The sequence below is a fragment of the Nonomuraea sp. N2-4H genome (genome assembly GCF_045291505.1).
Classification (GTDB): Bacteria; Actinomycetota; Actinomycetes; order Streptosporangiales; family Streptosporangiaceae; genus Nonomuraea; species Nonomuraea fastidiosa.
Window position 1 is genome coordinate 494,104 of the sequence record NZ_CP147987.1, and the last position, 14,973, is coordinate 509,076.

Below are 14,973 nucleotides of genomic sequence, written 5' to 3' on the forward strand. Positions count from 1 at the left end.
ATAGGGGGTTCAGGCGGCCGTCACAGCGCTTTCAGGCCGCTGATCACCTCGAGCAGGACCTTGGCGTCCGGCGCGGGAGGCGGCAGCTCGACCTGCACGAGCTTCTGGGCGTGCAGGTCGCCGACGAGCACCCGGACGACGCCGATCGGCAGATTCAGCTCTGCGGCGACGTCGACGAGCCGGGTGGGGGTCGTGCACTTCTGCAGAATGATCAGATGTTCGGGGTCGAGGCCGCGCGGCGGCGTCAGGCCGCCGGCGGTGATGATGATGCCCATGAGGTCGATCGCCTCGCTCGCGGGCACCGTCCGGCCCCTGGTCAGGAGGTAGGCGGGGACGATCGGTCCCGCTTCCTCGTCCAGCCAGCGCTCTTCAGTCACTTCGCACCACCCGCATCGGGCGGGCCGGCTCTGCTCGGGAGCCTCGGCCTCTGGTTCGGCCACGTGCTCTTCCGGGATCAACACGATCGCGGTGGTCCCTCCATATGGTGAACCGCGCAACGTCACGCGGATGTCATGCCTGGCGGCCAGGCGGGAGACGACGAAGAGGCCGAGCCGGTCGCTGTCGGCCAGGTCGAACTCCGGTGGGCTGGCCAGCCGCTCGTTGTACTCGGCCAGCTCCTCTGGCTCCATCCCGAACCCGCGGTCCTCCACCTCGAAGGCGAAGCCCCTGGCCGTCGCCTCGCCGCGCACCACGACCGAGGTGTGCGCGGGGGAGTAGACGGTGGCGTTCTCGATCAGTTCGGCGATGAGATGGATCATGTCCCCGACGACCGGCCCGGCCAGCCGGTGGCCGGACATCGGCTCGATGACCACGCGCTGGTAGTCCTCCACCTCGGCCGCCGCGCCGCGCGCCACGTCCAGCAGCGGCACGGGACGGCTCCAGCCGCGGCCCGGCGTGGCGCCCGACAGGATGATCAGGCCCTCGGCGTGCCGCCGCATGCGGGTGGTCAGGTGGTCCAGCTTGAACAGGTCGTCGAGCTGATCGGGGTCGGTGGCGCGGTGCTGCATGTCCGCGAGCTGGATGCGCTGGCGGTGCAGCAGCGTCTGGCTGCGCCGCGCGAGGTTGCGGAAGACGTGGCCGACGCCCTCGCTGAGCTGCGCCTGCCCGACCGCGGCCTCGACCGCTGTCTGCTGCACGGTGGAGAACGCCTGCCCCACGTCGTCGATCTCGACCGTGGTGCTGGCCACCGACAGCTCCGGCATCTCGACCTTCTCGCCCCTGCGCAGCTTCTCCACCACGTGCGGCAGCCGCTCCTGGGCCACCTCGAGCGCGGCCAGGCGCAGCGCGGCGAGCTCCCTCGACAGCCGGTTGCCCATCCGCAGCGAGAACACGATCGACACGATCACCAGCACCAGCGCGGTGCCCGCCAGCGCGAGCGCCCGCCACAGCACCTGGTCCGCGATGGGGTCGGCGCGCTTGTTGAGCGTCGTGCTGGCCCGCATCTGCGCCTCGTGGAACGCCCTGGCCAGCACCTCCGTGGTGCCGAGCCAGTTCCGCGCGGTGCCGCCCGCGATGATCTGGTCCTCCATCATCCGCATCCGCTGGTAGGCGGGCGAGGTGATGAGGGCGACCTGCGGGTCGCGCAGCTCCGGATCCAGCTCACCCAGGCTCTGGTCGAGCAGGAAACGCCGGTTGCCGGCGATCTGCGTGAACAGCCGCCGCTCGGCCGGCTCGACCGTGCCGAGCCCGATGGCCTGCTCCCTGGTCAGCAGCTCCTTGGCGTAGCCCATGTCGATGAGCACGCGCGACTGCTCGTAGATCGGGATGTCGTCGATCAGCGCGACCCGCCGGTGCAGACCGAACAGGGTGTCGATCATCGCGTTGTACGACTCCACGGTGTGCAGACGGTCGGACAGACCCGTGTCGATCTCTCCCCGGATCGCGTCGAGCCTGTCGATAGCCGTGTTCACCGCGTCCACCTGTCTGCGGATCTCTTCCGATCTGTCCTTGGAGTTGCTGGAGAGCTGCTTGAACGACTCCCGGGCGGCGTCCGTACGCGTCCGCTGCGTGGCCAGGGTGGTCTTGGTCGCGGCGTTCTTCAGGAGCTGGGCCGAGACGAGACGTTCACGCTGAATCTCGTTGATCAGTTTGTACGCGGGAAGGCGCAGGTTCGTCCAGACTGTCTTGTACTGACGCAGCTCCAAGCTCTCGGTAGCGGTGACGGCGGTGATGACCCCCCACAACACCACCATGGACGCCAGCGGCACCAACAGGAGGCCGATGATCTTCATGCGGATCGTTCGGCTACGACCCATCGCACCTCACTCCGGTCGGTCCCTTGCTGGCAACCCCGGACGGGACAAGCCCCGAGGATAGCAATACGATCACCGGAATGCCCAATTTTTCGGCACTTTCGGACACCGTGGCGCCTTCCAGGTTGATCTTGGAGTAGGTTCCTACGGTACGCCAGGCCACCAGAGGGAGATGCGTTGCGCCGTCGACTCGCAGCGGCCGTCGCACTGATGATGCTCGCGGCGTGTTCGCCGCCTCCTGAGCCGCAGCGGGCCCCATCGGGGGAGTCCCCGTTCGTCTATGTCAAGAACACCGACATCGTCACCGAGTGGGACCCGAGCCGCTCCTACAGCAACGAGATCATCGCCTTCCAGAACGTCTACGAGACGCTGACCTACTGGAACCCCGTCACCAAGAAGTCGGCGCCCCGCCTGGCGACCTCGTGGCGCTCGTCGGCCGACGGCCGCACCTGGACGTTCCAGCTGCGCTCCGGCGTCACCTTCCACACCGGCAGGACCATGGACGCCCAGGCGGTCAAGGCGTCGATCGAGCGCACGATGAAGGCCAGGACCGGCGCGAGCTACATCTGGGACGCCGTCTCCTCCATCCGGGTCGACGGGCCGCTCACCGTCACGTTCGCGCTGAAATATCCGGTGCCGCTCGACCTGGTCGCCTCCGCCGGCTACGCCGCCTACATCTACGACACCAAGGCGGCCCCCGACCTGACCAGGTGGTTCCAGCAGGGCAGGGACGCCGGGTCGGGGCCGTACACGGTCAGCCGGTGGAACAAGGGCAAGGAGGACGAGCTCACGCTCACCGCCTACGACGGCTACTGGGGCGGGTGGGAGCGGCCCCACTACAACACGATCAAGTTCCGCGTCGTGCCCGATCCCGAGCGGGCGTACCGGATGCTGCAGCGCGGCGAGGCGAGCTTCGTCGACCGGCTCGACTCCGAGCTGTTCCAGCGGGCTCAGGCCGCGCCCGGCCTGCGCACCTCCGACCGGCCCTCGTTCACCACGGCGCTCATGCTGTTCAACACCGCCCAGGGGCCGCTGAAGGACATCAGGGTGCGCAAGGCCGTGCAGAAGGCCGTCCCCTACCAGGGCCTGATCAAGGCCCTCGGCACCTCGGTCGCGCCCGCCAGCGGCGTCGTCCCTGAAGGGCTGCTCGGCCACGTGCCGAACCGGACGCCGAAGCAGGACCTGAAGACCGCCACCCGGCTGCTGCAGCAGGCCGGCGACGGTCCCGGCGGGCGGCCGCTGCGGCTGACGATGACCTACGCCGAGGGCGAGGCCGACTGGCAGGTGCTGGTCACGCGGCTGCGCAGGGCGCTGGCCCCGCTCAACATCACCCTCCGGGCGCGCAGCCTGCACTGGAACGCGCAGTGGGAGCTGGGCAAGAAACGCGGGCAGGACATCTTCGTCATGTACTGGTGGCCCGACTACGCCGACGGTTACTCCTACTTCGGGCAGGTCTTCCACAGCGCCGACCCGCCCGTGTTCAACCTGTCGTACCTCAACGACCAGCAGCTCGACGCGATGCTCGACACCGTGCCCGAGCTGACCGTGACCGACCGGCTCGCGGCGCAGCGCGTCTACGAGCGCGCCACGAACAGGGTGATCGAGCAACGGGCCGCCGCCGCCGTGCCGTGGGTGGTCAAGTCGCGCCGCGCCCTGGTCGGCGGCGTGCAGGGATACGACGAGAACCCCGCCTACCCCGACGTGGTCTTCGTCTACGACCTCAAGCCGTCGGCCTGAGCCTCCTGTGCCTCCTGCGTCTGGGCCTGCTCCACGCGTTCGCGCAGCCGCGCCCTGATCTCCTCCGGCGTGTACGCGCGGCGCCGCCGCTCGGCCCGCGCGATCACCGCCCCGGTGGCCGCGACCCCCATGATTCCGGCCAGACCCAGCCACTTCCACCAGCGCATGGTGCCTAGGCTAGCCGTGTGCTGACACTCGACGAGGCCGTCGGCGTGACGCGGACCAGCGACCTGTGGGTCTTCCGCGGGCGTTCCGTCCCCGACCGCGCCATCCAGACCGTGACCAACAGCCCGGTCAACCACGTGGGCATGGCCATCGTCATCGACGACCTGCCGCCCATGATGTGGCACGCCGAGCTGGGCAAATCGCTGCTCGACCTGTGGTCGGGCAGCCACCACCGCGGGGTGCAGCTGCACGACCTGCGCGACGCGGTCACCGTCTGGGCCGACCGCTACGGCCAGCGCGTCTGGCTGCGCCAGCTCGACCCCGAGGCCACCCCCGAGATGGAGGACGCCGCCCTGCGCACGGTCGCCAGGCTCGACGGCACCCCGTTCCCCTCCACCGCCAGGCTGGCCGCCCGCTGGGCCAGGGGCCGTCTGCCCGGCCGCGCCTGGCGCCGCCGCCGGCAGCAGGCCCTGGAGAGCGCCTACTGCGCCGAGGTGGTGGCCGTCACCTACGAGGAGATGGGGCTGCTGCCCGCCGGGCGGCGGCCCAACTGGTACGACCCCGGCAAGTTCTGGAGCGGCGACGACCTGGAGCTGTTGCTGGGCCGCCGGCTGGGCAACGAGATCACCGTGGGGGTCGAGCGCACGCGTCAGCGATGATTCGGCCGGCCGTTATGCTCGGTCGGGATGGACATCCGCGTGCTCGGCCCCGTGGAGGTGCGCGACGGCGGGGCTCCGGTGCCGGTCGAGGGGGCGCAGCAGCAGTGCGTGCTCGGCGTGCTGGCGGCGCGGCACGGCTCGCACGTGCCGGTCGGCCTGCTCATCGAGGCGCTGTGGGAGGGCGAGCCGCCCAAGACCGCGAAGACCATCGTCCAGCTCAAGGTGTCGCGGCTGCGCAAGGCGCTGGGCGACCGCATCATCACCACCAACGCCGGCTACGCGCTGGTCGCCCGCGATGACGAGGTCGACCTCGCCCGCTTCCGCAGGCTGGCCGCGCAGGGCCGCGCGGCGGGCCGGCCCGACCTCGCCGTCGCCGCCTGGGAGCGGGCGCTCAAGCTGTGGCGCGGCCGGCCGCTGCAGGGCGTCGGCACCGACTGGGTCGAGCAGCGCGTGCGCGCGCCGCTCGTACGCGAGCGCTGGGACCTCGTCGAAGAGCACGCCGCCGCGCTGATCGAGCTGGGCCGCCACCGCGAGGTGCCCGCCCTGCTGCAGGAGCTGCGCGACGAGGAGCCGCTGCGGGAGACGCCGCACGCGCTGGCCATGACCGCGCTCTGGCACGACGGCAGGCCCGCCGAGGCGCTTGAGCTGTTCCACGAGGTGCAGCGGCTGCTGGCGGGCGAGCTCGGCGTCGATCCGGGACCCCGGCTGCGCGACCTGTATCAGCGCATCGTCGAGGGCCACCGTCCCGTCGTGCCGCGCCAGCTCCCGCGCGACGTGGCCGGGTTCGTCGGCAGGCGCAAGGAGGCCGAGCGGCTGCGCGGGCTGCTGCGCGACGGCCGGGTCGCGGTGGTGACCGGTGCGGCGGGCGTCGGCAAGTCGGCGCTCGCCGTGCACGTCGGGCACCAGGTCGCCCCCGACTACCCCGACGGCCAGCTGCACGTGGACCTCGGCGGCCACGGCAGAGGCGAGCCGCTGCCGCCCGAGCGGGTGCTGCCACGCCTGCTCGGCGCGCTCGGCGTGCCCGCGCCCACCGGCGCGGCCGACCAGCTCGGCCTCTACCGCTCCACGCTCGCCACCCGCCGCGTGCTGCTCCTGCTCGACAACGCCGCCGACGCCGAGCAGGTACGCCCCCTGCTGCCCGGCGGCTCGTCCTGCGGCGTCATCGTCACCAGCCGTGACGCGCTGCGCGGCCTCGCCCTGCAGGGCGCCCAGAGCGTACGGCTCGGCACCTTCAGCCCGGAGGAGTCCCGCGACCTGCTCGCCGACCTCGTGGGCTCCGGCCCGATCGCCGCCGACCCCGAGGCCGCCGCCGAGCTGGCCGACCTGTGCGGCCACCTGCCACTCGCCCTGGCCATCGCCGGGGCCAACCTGCTCGGCAGGGCCGGGCTGCGCTCCTACATCGAGGAGCTGCACGCCGACCGCCTGAACACCCTCGCCGTCGAAGGCGACCCGCAGGCCACGGTCGCCGCCGCGTTCGCCGGCTCGTACGCGGCGCTGCCGCCCGACGCCCAGGTGCTGTTCCGGCGCTTCGGGCTGGTACCAGGCTGCGACTTCACCGCGCGCTCGGCCGCCGCGCTCGCCGGCACCGACCCGGCCACCGCCACCCGGCTGCTCGCCGGGCTCGCCTCCGCCCACCTCGTCGAGGAGCACGCGCCCGGCCGCTACCGGCTGCATGACCTCGTCGCGCTCTACGCCCGCGAGCACTGCGCCGACGGCGCCGACGACCCCGCGGGCCTGCACGCGTACTACCTGCACACCGCACGCGCCGCCGCGCGCCTGGTCGCGCCCACGATGGAGCTGTTCCCGCTGGCCGCGGACGACCCGCCGCCGTGCGCCGCCGCAGAGGAGTTCGGCGGCGTCGCCGCCGCCCGCGCCTGGTTCCTGGCCGAGCAGGACAACCTGCTCGCGGTGATCGAGCAGGCGCGCGGGCGCACGCTGTGGCGGCTGGTCGAGGTCCTGCGCGCCTTCATGTACGGTGGCCACCCCACCGGCGTGATCATCAAGCTGGCCGCCCGCGCCCTGGCCGCCGCCGAGCGCGCGGGCGACGTCGCCGGACGGGCCGGCATGCACCACACCCTGGCCAACGCCCACTACCTGCAGAACGAGCCCCGCCAGGCCGTGCACCACTACGAGGCGGCCGCCCGCCTTTACGACGAGGCCGGCTGGCAGACCGGCAGGCTCGCGGCGCTGACCAACATCGTCGCCGCCAGCGCCAGGCTCGGCGACCTGCACACCAGCATGGAGGCCCACGAGCGCGTCATCCGGCTGTGGGAGCGCCTTGAGCCGTCGCTGAAGCTCGCCGCCACGCTGGAGAACTACGCGATCAAGCTGCTGTGGGCCGGCCAGCCGCGCGAGGCGCTGGAACGCCAGCTCCGCTCGATCGCGCTGCGCCGGTCGCTGGAGGAGCCGCCCGGCTGGGAGGCGCGGGCGTACTCCGTGCTCGGCGACGTCCACCTCGCGCTGGGCGACCTCGACGCCGCCGTGCGCTTCTTCGAGCAGGCCCTGGAGCACGCCCCCGGCGCGCAGGTCTCCGGCACGCTGGCCAGCGCCGCCATGGCGCACCACCTCAAGGGAGACGCCGCGCGCGCCGCCGGACTCGCCCGCCGGGCCGTGACCGCTGCCCGCGAGCGCGGCCTGAACGGCGAGCTGGCCGAGGCCCGCGCCACGCTCGCCCGCGTGGACCGCACGCTCGGCCTGGACGAGCGCGTCGCGCTGCTCACCGAGGTACTGGCCGAATACCGCGAGCGCACCCACCCCTACCTGGAGACCCGCTCCCGCCTGTGGCTGGCCGAGGTGCTGCTCGAAGGCGGGCGGGCGGAGCAGGCCGCCGGGCACGCCCGCGAGGCACTCGACGCGGCCGTCCGGCACGGGATGCGGCGGCTCGAAGGCCAGGCGCTGACCGCGCTGGCGCGGGCCTGCCCCGAGCGGATCGGCGACGCGCGCAGGGCCGTGGAGCTGCATCGCGCGTACGGGCACCGGCTCGACGAGAGCGCCGCGTCCGACGTGCTCGGGTGACCGTGCGGCTGCGGCGCTCAAGGCTGCTTCAGGGGCCGGCGCTGCTCAGGGCTGCTTCAGGGGGCGGCGCTGCTCAGAGCCGCGGGCTGAGGAGGGCGGTGCTGCTCAGGGCTGCGGGCTGAGGAGGGCGGCGAACGTGTCGCGCAGCTCTGGGCCCGGGTCCACGCCCAGCTCGTCGGCCAGCGAGCGGCGGGTGCGGTCGTACAGCTCCAGCGCCTCGGCCTGCCGTCCCACCCGGGAGAACGCCGTCATCAGCAGCGACACCAGCCGCTCCCGGTGCGGCTCCGCGGCCACGACAGCGCGCAGCGGGGCGATCGCCCGTTCCGGACGGCCCAGCCGCAGCAGCCGACGGGCCAGCTCCTCGACGGCGGCGAGCCGCGCCTCCTCCAGCTCGATCGCCGCCAGCTCCAGCGCCTGACCGCCCCCTGGCCCGCCGAACGCCGGGCCCCGCCACAGCCCGAGCGCCTCCTCCAGCAGCTCGGCCCCTTCGACGTCGTCGGCCCCCTGCGCGGCGGCGATCAGGCCGCGGAAGCGCAGCGCGTCCACCTCGTCAGGGTCGGCCAGCAGCACGTAGCCGGACGGCGTGGTCTCCACCCGCGCGCCGAAGAGCGCGCGGCGCAGCCGATAGACGTGTCCCTGCACGGTGACCCGCGCACTGGCCGGGGGAGCGCCCTCCCACACGGCGTCGATCAGCCGCTCCACCGGCACCGGACGATTGAGGTCCAGCAGCAGCGCGGCCAGGACGAAACGACGCTTACGCGGCCCGAGATCCAGGCGGCGTCCCCCGACACCTGCGTCAATGGACCCGAGCAGGCGAAACTCCATGCGATCCATCCAGGACAGCATGCGGCATGCCGCTAAAACCCGGCTAAACGCCGCTCAGGCGGGGTTCGTACCGGATCGCGCAACCGCGCTCACCTGGGCGGACGGCGCGCACCAACGGAACGCCAACGCCTTGTGTCAGCTTCTTGGCTTCACCTTTCCGTCTGAAAGCTTCTCCGTCCGAAGAGGAAGAGAGGAACGTTGATCACCAAGAAGGCCGCGATGGCCGCCATGGCGGGCGCCCTGCTCGCGGCGCCGGTCGCCGTCACCGTCATGGCGCAGCCGGGCGCCGCCGCCACCAACGCCGCCACCAACGCCGCCACCGTTCAGGCCGCCGCCAAGGACCGGCTGCTGCCCGGCCAGTGGCTGCTGCCCGGCCAGTCGCTGACCTCCGGCCGGTTCAGGCTCGTCCAGCAGGTGCAGGGCAACCTCGTGTTCTACGAGGGCACCAAGGCGCTGTGGACCTCGCCCACCTCGGGCAACCCCGGCGCCCGCACCACCATGCAGAAGGAGGGCAACCTCGTCATCTACGGGGCCGGCAACAAGCCGCTGTGGTCCACGCCGACCGCCGGCAACCCCGGCGCGTACCTGCTGCTGCCCAAGGAGAGCGGCAACCTTGTGATCTACTCCAAGGACAACAAGCCGCTGTGGTCGTCGAAGGCGTACATCGGCAAGCTGCCCTCCGGGCACGTGCTGCGCCCCGGCGAGACCGTCCAGTCCTCTAACGGCCGCTACAAGCTCATCCAGCAGGACGAGGGCAACGCCGTGCTGTACGACGGGCAGCGCCCGCTGTTCACCACGCCCACGGCCGGGCACCCGGGCGCGCGCTCGATCATGCAGCGCGAGGGCAACTGGGTCGTCGTCGACAAGAACGACAAGGCGCTGTGGACCACCAAGACCGCCGGCAACCCCGGCGCGTGGCTCGCGGTGTCCAACGACGGGCGGATCATCATCTACTCCAAGGACAACAAGCCCCTCTGGACCAGCCGCTGATCGCGTCCGCGTGACGACGCCGGGCGGTACGCGCCGCCGCCCGGCTCTTCCGGATCGGTCCTCGCCGCGAGATGCTTCTGCAGCGAAGATCACGATTCTCTCTGGGGGCCGGATGACCGATCCGATCAAGCGCGTGCCGTTCGACGTGGAGAGCTACCAGCGACGCTCCCGTACAGGGCCGTGCTTCATCTGCGGGATCGTGAGCCGCGATCCCAGCCAGCCGGAGGAGATCATCTACGAGGACGACGAGCACATCGCGTTCCTCGCCCGCTTCGCCGCCCTGCCGCCCGGCGTGCCGTACGAGCGGCAGCAGTACCACGCGCTCATGGCGGAGAACGGCGTCGTCGAGCACACCCCCGAAGAGGCCGCGGCCCTCGCCGCGAAGATCCGCAAGGCGCTCCCGTCCTGAGGCCGCATCGCGTGGCAGGCTGGGAGAATGCGCCTGGCTACCTGGAACGTGAACTCGGTCAAGGCACGGCTGCCCCGCCTGCTCGACTGGCTGGCCGCCGTCGAGCCCGACGTCGTCTGCCTCCAGGAGACCAAGTGCCCGGCCGAGGCGTTCCCCGCGGCGGAGGTGGGCGCGCTCGGCTACGCCGCCGCCGCGCACGGCGACGGCCGCTGGAACGGCGTCGCCGTGCTGTCCAGGATCGGCCTGGACGACGTGACGCCGAGCTTCCCCGGCGAGCCGGGCTTCGCCGAGTCCGAGGGGGTCGGCGCCGCCCGCCCCGAGGCCCGCGCGATCGGCGCCACCTGTAGCGGGCTGCGGGTCTGGTCCCTGTACGCGCCCAACGGCCGCGCCGTCGACTCGCCGCACTACGCGTACAAGCTGGCCTGGTTCGCCGCGCTCGGGGACGCGCTCGCCGCCGAGCTGCCCGCCGGGCCGCTGGTCGCCTGCGGCGACTACAACGTCGCACCGACCGACGCCGACGTCTGGGACCCCGCCCTGTTCGTGGGCTCGACCCACGTGACGCCACCGGAGCGCCAGGCCCTGGCCGAGCTGCGGGAGCTGGGGCTGCACGACGTGGTGCCGACGCCGATGAAGGGGCCGCACCCGTACACGTACTGGGACTACCGGGCCGGGATGTTCCACCAGAACAAGGGCATGCGGATCGACCTCGTCTACGCCAGCGCCGACGTGGCGGGGCGGGTGCGGTCGGCGTACGTGGATCGGGAGGCGCGCAAAGGGAAAGGGCCGTCCGATCACGCGCCTATCGTGGTGGATTTGGAGGATTAATCACGGTCGCGAAATGAGGCCGGGCGAGTAGTCTTTGCGTTCACACGTCTCGGGGGACACAAGAGTTTCTTGAACCACAGGGGGTAAGCCCGTGGAACCTCAAGACGGCCGGATCATCCTGTTCATCCTCGTCGCCATCGCCCTGTTCAGCCTCGGGCGCCGTTTTCAGACGATGCTCATGTCGCGGCAGGCGTTGAAGCAGACCACCAAGCAGCTCACGGCCAGGAAAGCCGTCGCGCAGAACGCGACGAAGTCGATGATCGGCGTGACGCTTCTCGTCGTCTTCGTGATCTGGCTGGTCGTCAACCTCAACCGCACGATGTGACGGCTCAGAGCCGGGTGAGGCGGCGGATCGCCCGGGCCGCTCGGGGTCGTGAGGCGGCGGACCGTCCAGGCCGCTCGGGGTCGTGAGGCGGCGGATCGCCCGGGCCGCTCAGGGCCGGGCGAGGCGGCGCAACGCCCAGGCCGTGACCACGGCCGCCCCCGCGGCGGCCAGGCCCACCGCGCGGGTGAGCTTGACGGCCCGCCGGATGTCCGCGACCCGCGGCTTCGGCCCGTCGCCCATCGTCGGCCGCTCCTCGGTCCTGCCCTCGTAGACGTTCGTGCCGCCCAGCGTGACCCCCAGCCCGCCGGCGAACGCGGCCTCGCAGCGGCCCGCGTTCGGGCTCGGGTGGCGGTGGCCGTCCCGGCTCAGCATCGCCCGCGCGCCGCCGGGGTCGGGCGCGGTCAGCACGGTGAGCACACCGGTGAGCCGCGCCGGCACGAAGTTGGCCAGGTCGTCGAGCCGGGCCGCCGCCCAGCCGAACCGCTCGTACCGGGGTGAACGATGCCCGATCATGGCGTCCAGCGTGTTGATCGCCCGGTACGCCAGCAGCCCCGGCACCCCCGCGACCGCGCCCCAGAACAGCGGCGCCACGACGGCGTCGGAGGTGTTCTCGGCCAGCGACTCCACCGTGGCCCGCGCCAGCTCGTCGGCCTCCAGATGCCGTGGGTCGCGCCCGCACAGGTGCGGAAGGCGGGCGCGGGCGCCTTCGAGGTCGCCGCTCTCCAGCGCGTCGGCCATGTACTCGCCCTCCCTGGCGAGCGTGGTGCCGCCGAGCACCGCCCAGGTGGCCAGTGCGGTCAATCCCGTACGTACGGCGCGATGCGGTGCGATCCGTACGGCCAGCACACCGAGCGCCGCCGCCCCGCCGACGCACGCCGCGACGTGGACGGCCCCGCGCGCCCGGTCGTCGGCGTACAGCACGCCCTCCAACCGCCCGGCGGCCCGCCCGAACGCGGCGACGGGATGTGCGGGGCTTTGCGGATCGGCCAGCAGCCGGTCGAGAGCCACGCCGAGGGCGAGGCCGAGAGGATCACACCAAACGCGCATGAAGTTCATCTTCGTGCACATCCAGCCATGCCGTGGCACGCCGGATGCGCTCGCCCGCGCCGCTCGCCCACATCTTCGCCCAGTTGCCGCCGGCGGCGGCGCGGGTGCGCATCACGGTGTACGAGCGGTGGAAACGCAGCCTGGCCAGCTCCAGCAGCCGCCGCCGGTCGCGGGGCCGCAGGCCGTACGCGTCGCAGAACAGCCTGAGCCTGGCACCGACGTCGACGGCGCGCAGCAGCGGCGCGCGGTCCACCGGGTCGGCGATGGGTGCCCAGTGGCGCAGGGTGGTGACGATGTCGAAAAGGCGGGTGGTGGGGCGGGCGAGGTCGAAGTCGATGAGGGCGTAGGGGGTGGAGGGGTCGTCCTGGTGGAAAATGACGTTTTCTGGCGTCAAATCGCAGTGGCCGATGATTTCTGGGGCTTTGTCGTCATTCGAGCCCCCTTCCCAGCCGTCCATCGTGAGCGGGAAACCGGCGGTCGCATCATGAAACCGCCGCAGCAACCTCGCGAGCCCGGCCAGCGCCTCATCGCTCGCGCTCTCCACCCGCAGCCCGGTCCTGCCCGGGAGAAAGGTGAGGATCTCGCGCCCGAACCTGTCGAACCCCAGCACCCTCGGAGCCCCGTCGAACCCGGCCGCCTCAAGGTGTCTGAGCAGGGCGTGCACGGCGGGCGTCGACGTACCGGCCGGTCTGCGCACGGTGTCTCCGACGCGCACCACCCCGTCTGTCACGTCCCCGCCCTGCAGGGGAATCTCGTGCAGGAGCGTCGCGACCATGCCACGACAGCTTAGACCCGGACCGAGGCCACCCGCCCGGACTTTTCCCAACCCCGCCGCCATGCCTGGGCCGTCTCGTGCGCGCGTACGGTGAGGCCCGGTCCGGCCGTGGTGCGGCTCGTTCCCCGGCGTGCGGTGAGGCCCGGTTCGTCCCACGCTCGCCCGTAACATGCCGAACCAGGCCTCACCCGCCCCCGGCCCGTTACCCTGCGTCCTCATGCCCATCCTCCTGTCGCTGGCGGCCGTCGTCATGACGCTGCTGGGCGGGATCGTCGCTCACCAGGTCGGCAGGCAACGCCACCTCGTACTCGGATTCGCCGCCGGCGTCATGCTCGGCGTGGTGGCCTTCGACCTGCTCCCCGAGGCGCTCTCACTGGACGCGTACGACGTGCACGGGGTGCCCGTGCCGATGCTCGCCCTGGCGCTCGCGTTCCTCGCCATCCACGTCGTCGAGCGGTCGGTCGGCATGCACGCCACCCACGAGTCCGACTACGCCACCCACCACCACGCCCACGCCCCGCCCGTGCCGCACAACGCCGGGACCCGCTCCCGCCCCGGCGTCGGGCTCACCGCGGGCGCCACCCTCGTCGTCCACAGCCTCCTGGACGGGGCCGCCATCGGCGCCGCGTACCAGACCGACGCCTCCTTGGCGGTGGCGGTGGCGATAGGCGTCATCGCTCACGACTTCACGGACGGGTTCAACACGTACACGATCACGTCCCTGTACGGGAACTCCCGCCGCCGCGCCCTCACCCTCCTCGGCCTCGACGCCCTCGCCCCCGTCGTCGGCGCCGCCCTCACCATCCTCCTCGCCATCCCCGACGGCATCCTCGGCGCCTACCTCGGCCTTTTCGCCGGTTTCCTCCTCTATCTCGCCACCTCCGATATCCTCCCAGAGGCCCACACGCCCCGCCGCGCCACCGGCTGGACGCTCACGGCCACCGTGCTCGGGACGCTGTTCATGTGGGGTGTGATCGGCCTGACAGACTGACACGAGGAAAACGTGTGCGTGACATGTCGCCGGATCATGCACAATAAGGCGGGAGCGCCCTTAGCTCAGCTGGATAGAGCACCGGACTTCTAATCCGACGGTCGCAGGTTCGAATCCTGCAGGGCGCGCTTTGACCAGGTTCCGACCTGCGGTTTTGCGGATTCGGACGCGTTGTAGAAGTTTCGCTCAGTGATGCCGGCGTCCTGATCGCCGGTGCGCCGGCCCGGTGGGAGCACCAGCAAGACCGTCTGGCGGCGGACCTTGGCCGCCTTCCTCCACTCGGAGCGCCTGCAGGAAGTCATCCCGGTGCGAGGTGTTGACCGCACCTGCTGATCGTCTCAGAACCTAGGCGGCTCAACGCGAACTCAACAAGGGCTCAACACCGGGCGGCCTACGTTCTCCTCATCCGCAAGCGGACAAAGGAGGAGGGGATATGAACATCACCGCCAAGCTCGGCACCGCCCTCGTCGCTGGTGCGATCGGTCTGGGGGGCCTGACCGCCGCGCCCGCGCAGGCCACCACGGCCCAGGCCGGCCAGCTGCGTCAGCGTCACGCACTGGACGACCAAGATGACCCACAAGGTGCAAGTCCTCAACAACTGCAGTTACTCCGTCACCTACCAGGTCAAGCGGCGCGGGCCGGACTCCGACTGCCTGACCCTGGCCCCGTACCAGCACCGCATCTCGTGGTGGCAGCGCTGGGGCCGCCAGTACCAGGGCATCCGCTGGTGGTGCGCCTGACGCTGACGGGAAGGGGCGCCTGCGATCCGGCGGCCCCGACGGCTACAAGGACGTCAGGGCGGGCGTGGCGCAGGGATGGCGTGAGCCCGGCTGGAGGCGAATCCGTCCGGCACAAGAGCGCGATCGGTCGTCCTCCACCCGCCCGCCCCACGCACTGGGCGCGAGGAGACCTGGCAATGTCCCGATCGCCGGATCGACGGGGCGTCACGAGCCCCGCG

14 protein-coding genes and 1 tRNA gene are annotated in these 14,973 nt (G+C 71.8%); 10 read left to right on the forward strand and 5 right to left on the reverse strand.

Features of this window, described 5'->3' with window-relative positions; translation table 11 throughout:
- Nucleotides 1–20: 20 nt before the first annotated feature.
- Nucleotides 21–2,231 (reverse strand): nitrate- and nitrite sensing domain-containing protein, encoded by a 2,211-nt coding sequence (locus tag WBK31_RS02320; protein WP_406674254.1) that lies wholly within the window; start codon nucleotides 2,229–2,231, stop codon nucleotides 21–23.
- 198 nt (nucleotides 2,232–2,429) lie between these two features.
- Between WBK31_RS02320 and WBK31_RS02325 the strand changes: the two genes are divergently transcribed.
- Entirely contained in the window at nucleotides 2,430–3,989 is a 1,560-nt protein-coding gene (locus tag WBK31_RS02325; RefSeq protein WP_378784872.1) for an ABC transporter substrate-binding protein, read from the forward strand.
- Here the strand turns inward: WBK31_RS02325 and WBK31_RS02330 are convergent.
- The gene (locus WBK31_RS02330; RefSeq protein WP_364059596.1) at nucleotides 3,965–4,156 is read right to left on the reverse strand and encodes a hypothetical protein; all 192 of its coding nucleotides are present in this window, start codon (nucleotides 4,154–4,156) and stop codon (nucleotides 3,965–3,967) included. The genes WBK31_RS02325 and WBK31_RS02330 overlap by 25 nt on opposite strands.
- A gap of 21 nt (nucleotides 4,157–4,177) precedes the next feature.
- Between WBK31_RS02330 and WBK31_RS02335 the strand changes: the two genes are divergently transcribed.
- Together WBK31_RS02335 and WBK31_RS02340 are read left to right on the forward strand one after the other, a co-directional pair.
- Complete coding sequence (locus WBK31_RS02335) at nucleotides 4,178–4,813, forward strand: hypothetical protein (protein WP_406675439.1); 636 nt, start codon at nucleotides 4,178–4,180, stop codon at nucleotides 4,811–4,813.
- 27 nt (nucleotides 4,814–4,840) lie between these two features.
- Nucleotides 4,841–7,828 (forward strand): BTAD domain-containing putative transcriptional regulator, encoded by a 2,988-nt coding sequence (locus WBK31_RS02340; protein WP_406674255.1) that lies wholly within the window; start codon nucleotides 4,841–4,843, stop codon nucleotides 7,826–7,828.
- A gap of 105 nt (nucleotides 7,829–7,933) precedes the next feature.
- On the opposite strand, the gene WBK31_RS02345 is transcribed toward WBK31_RS02340, so the two are convergent.
- Nucleotides 7,934–8,662: a BTAD domain-containing putative transcriptional regulator gene (locus tag WBK31_RS02345; RefSeq protein WP_364058270.1), complete on the reverse strand. Its 729-nt coding sequence runs from the start codon at nucleotides 8,660–8,662 to the stop codon at nucleotides 7,934–7,936.
- A 189-nt stretch (nucleotides 8,663–8,851) separates the two neighbouring features.
- Between WBK31_RS02345 and WBK31_RS02350 the strand changes: the two genes are divergently transcribed.
- The 4 genes from WBK31_RS02350 (at nucleotide 8,852) to WBK31_RS02365 (ending at nucleotide 11,202) form a co-directional block, all read left to right on the forward strand.
- A complete protein-coding gene (locus WBK31_RS02350) occupies nucleotides 8,852–9,643 on the forward strand; it encodes a hypothetical protein (RefSeq protein ID WP_364058267.1) in 792 nt (263 codons plus the stop codon).
- Between the two features lie 112 nt (nucleotides 9,644–9,755).
- A complete protein-coding gene (locus WBK31_RS02355; RefSeq protein ID WP_364058264.1) occupies nucleotides 9,756–10,052 on the forward strand; it encodes a hypothetical protein in 297 nt (98 codons plus the stop codon).
- 27 nt (nucleotides 10,053–10,079) lie between these two features.
- Nucleotides 10,080–10,877, forward strand: a complete 798-nt coding sequence (locus tag WBK31_RS02360; RefSeq protein ID WP_378784867.1) for an exodeoxyribonuclease III — start codon at nucleotides 10,080–10,082, stop codon at nucleotides 10,875–10,877.
- 91 nt (nucleotides 10,878–10,968) lie between these two features.
- Complete coding sequence (locus tag WBK31_RS02365; protein ID WP_364058258.1) at nucleotides 10,969–11,202, forward strand: hypothetical protein; 234 nt, start codon at nucleotides 10,969–10,971, stop codon at nucleotides 11,200–11,202.
- Between the two features lie 108 nt (nucleotides 11,203–11,310).
- Here the strand turns inward: WBK31_RS02365 and WBK31_RS02370 are convergent, their stop codons facing one another.
- Both WBK31_RS02370 and WBK31_RS02375 read right to left on the reverse strand, forming a co-directional pair.
- A complete protein-coding gene (locus WBK31_RS02370) occupies nucleotides 11,311–12,249 on the reverse strand; it encodes a cobalamin biosynthesis protein (RefSeq protein WP_364058256.1) in 939 nt (312 codons plus the stop codon).
- Complete coding sequence (locus tag WBK31_RS02375; protein WP_364058253.1) at nucleotides 12,233–13,024, reverse strand: phosphotransferase; 792 nt, start codon at nucleotides 13,022–13,024, stop codon at nucleotides 12,233–12,235. The genes WBK31_RS02370 and WBK31_RS02375 overlap by 17 nt, the downstream gene beginning before the upstream one ends.
- Before the next feature lie 217 nt (nucleotides 13,025–13,241).
- Between WBK31_RS02375 and WBK31_RS02380 the strand changes: the two genes are divergently transcribed.
- The 3 genes from WBK31_RS02380 (at nucleotide 13,242) to WBK31_RS02390 (ending at nucleotide 14,755) form a co-directional block, all read left to right on the forward strand.
- On the forward strand, nucleotides 13,242–14,015 hold the full coding sequence (locus tag WBK31_RS02380) for a ZIP family metal transporter (RefSeq protein WP_364058250.1): 774 nt from the start codon (nucleotides 13,242–13,244) through the stop codon (nucleotides 14,013–14,015).
- 54 nt (nucleotides 14,016–14,069) lie between these two features.
- Nucleotides 14,070–14,143 (forward strand) — tRNA-Arg (locus WBK31_RS02385).
- Between the two features lie 441 nt (nucleotides 14,144–14,584).
- The gene (locus tag WBK31_RS02390) at nucleotides 14,585–14,755 is read left to right on the forward strand and encodes a hypothetical protein (RefSeq protein ID WP_378784865.1); all 171 of its coding nucleotides are present in this window, start codon (nucleotides 14,585–14,587) and stop codon (nucleotides 14,753–14,755) included.
- The last annotated feature ends 218 nt before the right edge of the window (nucleotides 14,756–14,973 follow it).

What these genes read in the sequence shown, in the direction of transcription:
- WBK31_RS02375 (WP_364058253.1), bottom strand. Translation starts at nt 13,024, where the DNA reads ATGGTCGCGACGCTCCTGCACGAGATTCCCCTGCAGGGCGGGGACGTG.
- WBK31_RS02345 (WP_364058270.1), bottom strand. Translation starts at nt 8,662, where the DNA reads ATGGATCGCATGGAGTTTCGCCTGCTCGGGTCCATTGACGCAGGTGTC.
- WBK31_RS02340 (WP_406674255.1), top strand. Translation starts at nt 4,841, where the DNA reads ATGGACATCCGCGTGCTCGGCCCCGTGGAGGTGCGCGACGGCGGGGCT.
- WBK31_RS02380 (WP_364058250.1), top strand. Translation starts at nt 13,242, where the DNA reads ATGCCCATCCTCCTGTCGCTGGCGGCCGTCGTCATGACGCTGCTGGGC.
- WBK31_RS02370 (WP_364058256.1), bottom strand. Translation starts at nt 12,249, where the DNA reads ATGCGCGTTTGGTGTGATCCTCTCGGCCTCGCCCTCGGCGTGGCTCTC.
- WBK31_RS02320 (WP_406674254.1), bottom strand. Translation starts at nt 2,231, where the DNA reads ATGAAGATCATCGGCCTCCTGTTGGTGCCGCTGGCGTCCATGGTGGTG.
- WBK31_RS02360 (WP_378784867.1), top strand. Translation starts at nt 10,080, where the DNA reads ATGCGCCTGGCTACCTGGAACGTGAACTCGGTCAAGGCACGGCTGCCC.
- WBK31_RS02355 (WP_364058264.1), top strand. Translation starts at nt 9,756, where the DNA reads ATGACCGATCCGATCAAGCGCGTGCCGTTCGACGTGGAGAGCTACCAG.
- WBK31_RS02390 (WP_378784865.1), top strand. Translation starts at nt 14,585, where the DNA reads ATGACCCACAAGGTGCAAGTCCTCAACAACTGCAGTTACTCCGTCACC.
- WBK31_RS02330 (WP_364059596.1), bottom strand. Translation starts at nt 4,156, where the DNA reads ATGCGCTGGTGGAAGTGGCTGGGTCTGGCCGGAATCATGGGGGTCGCG.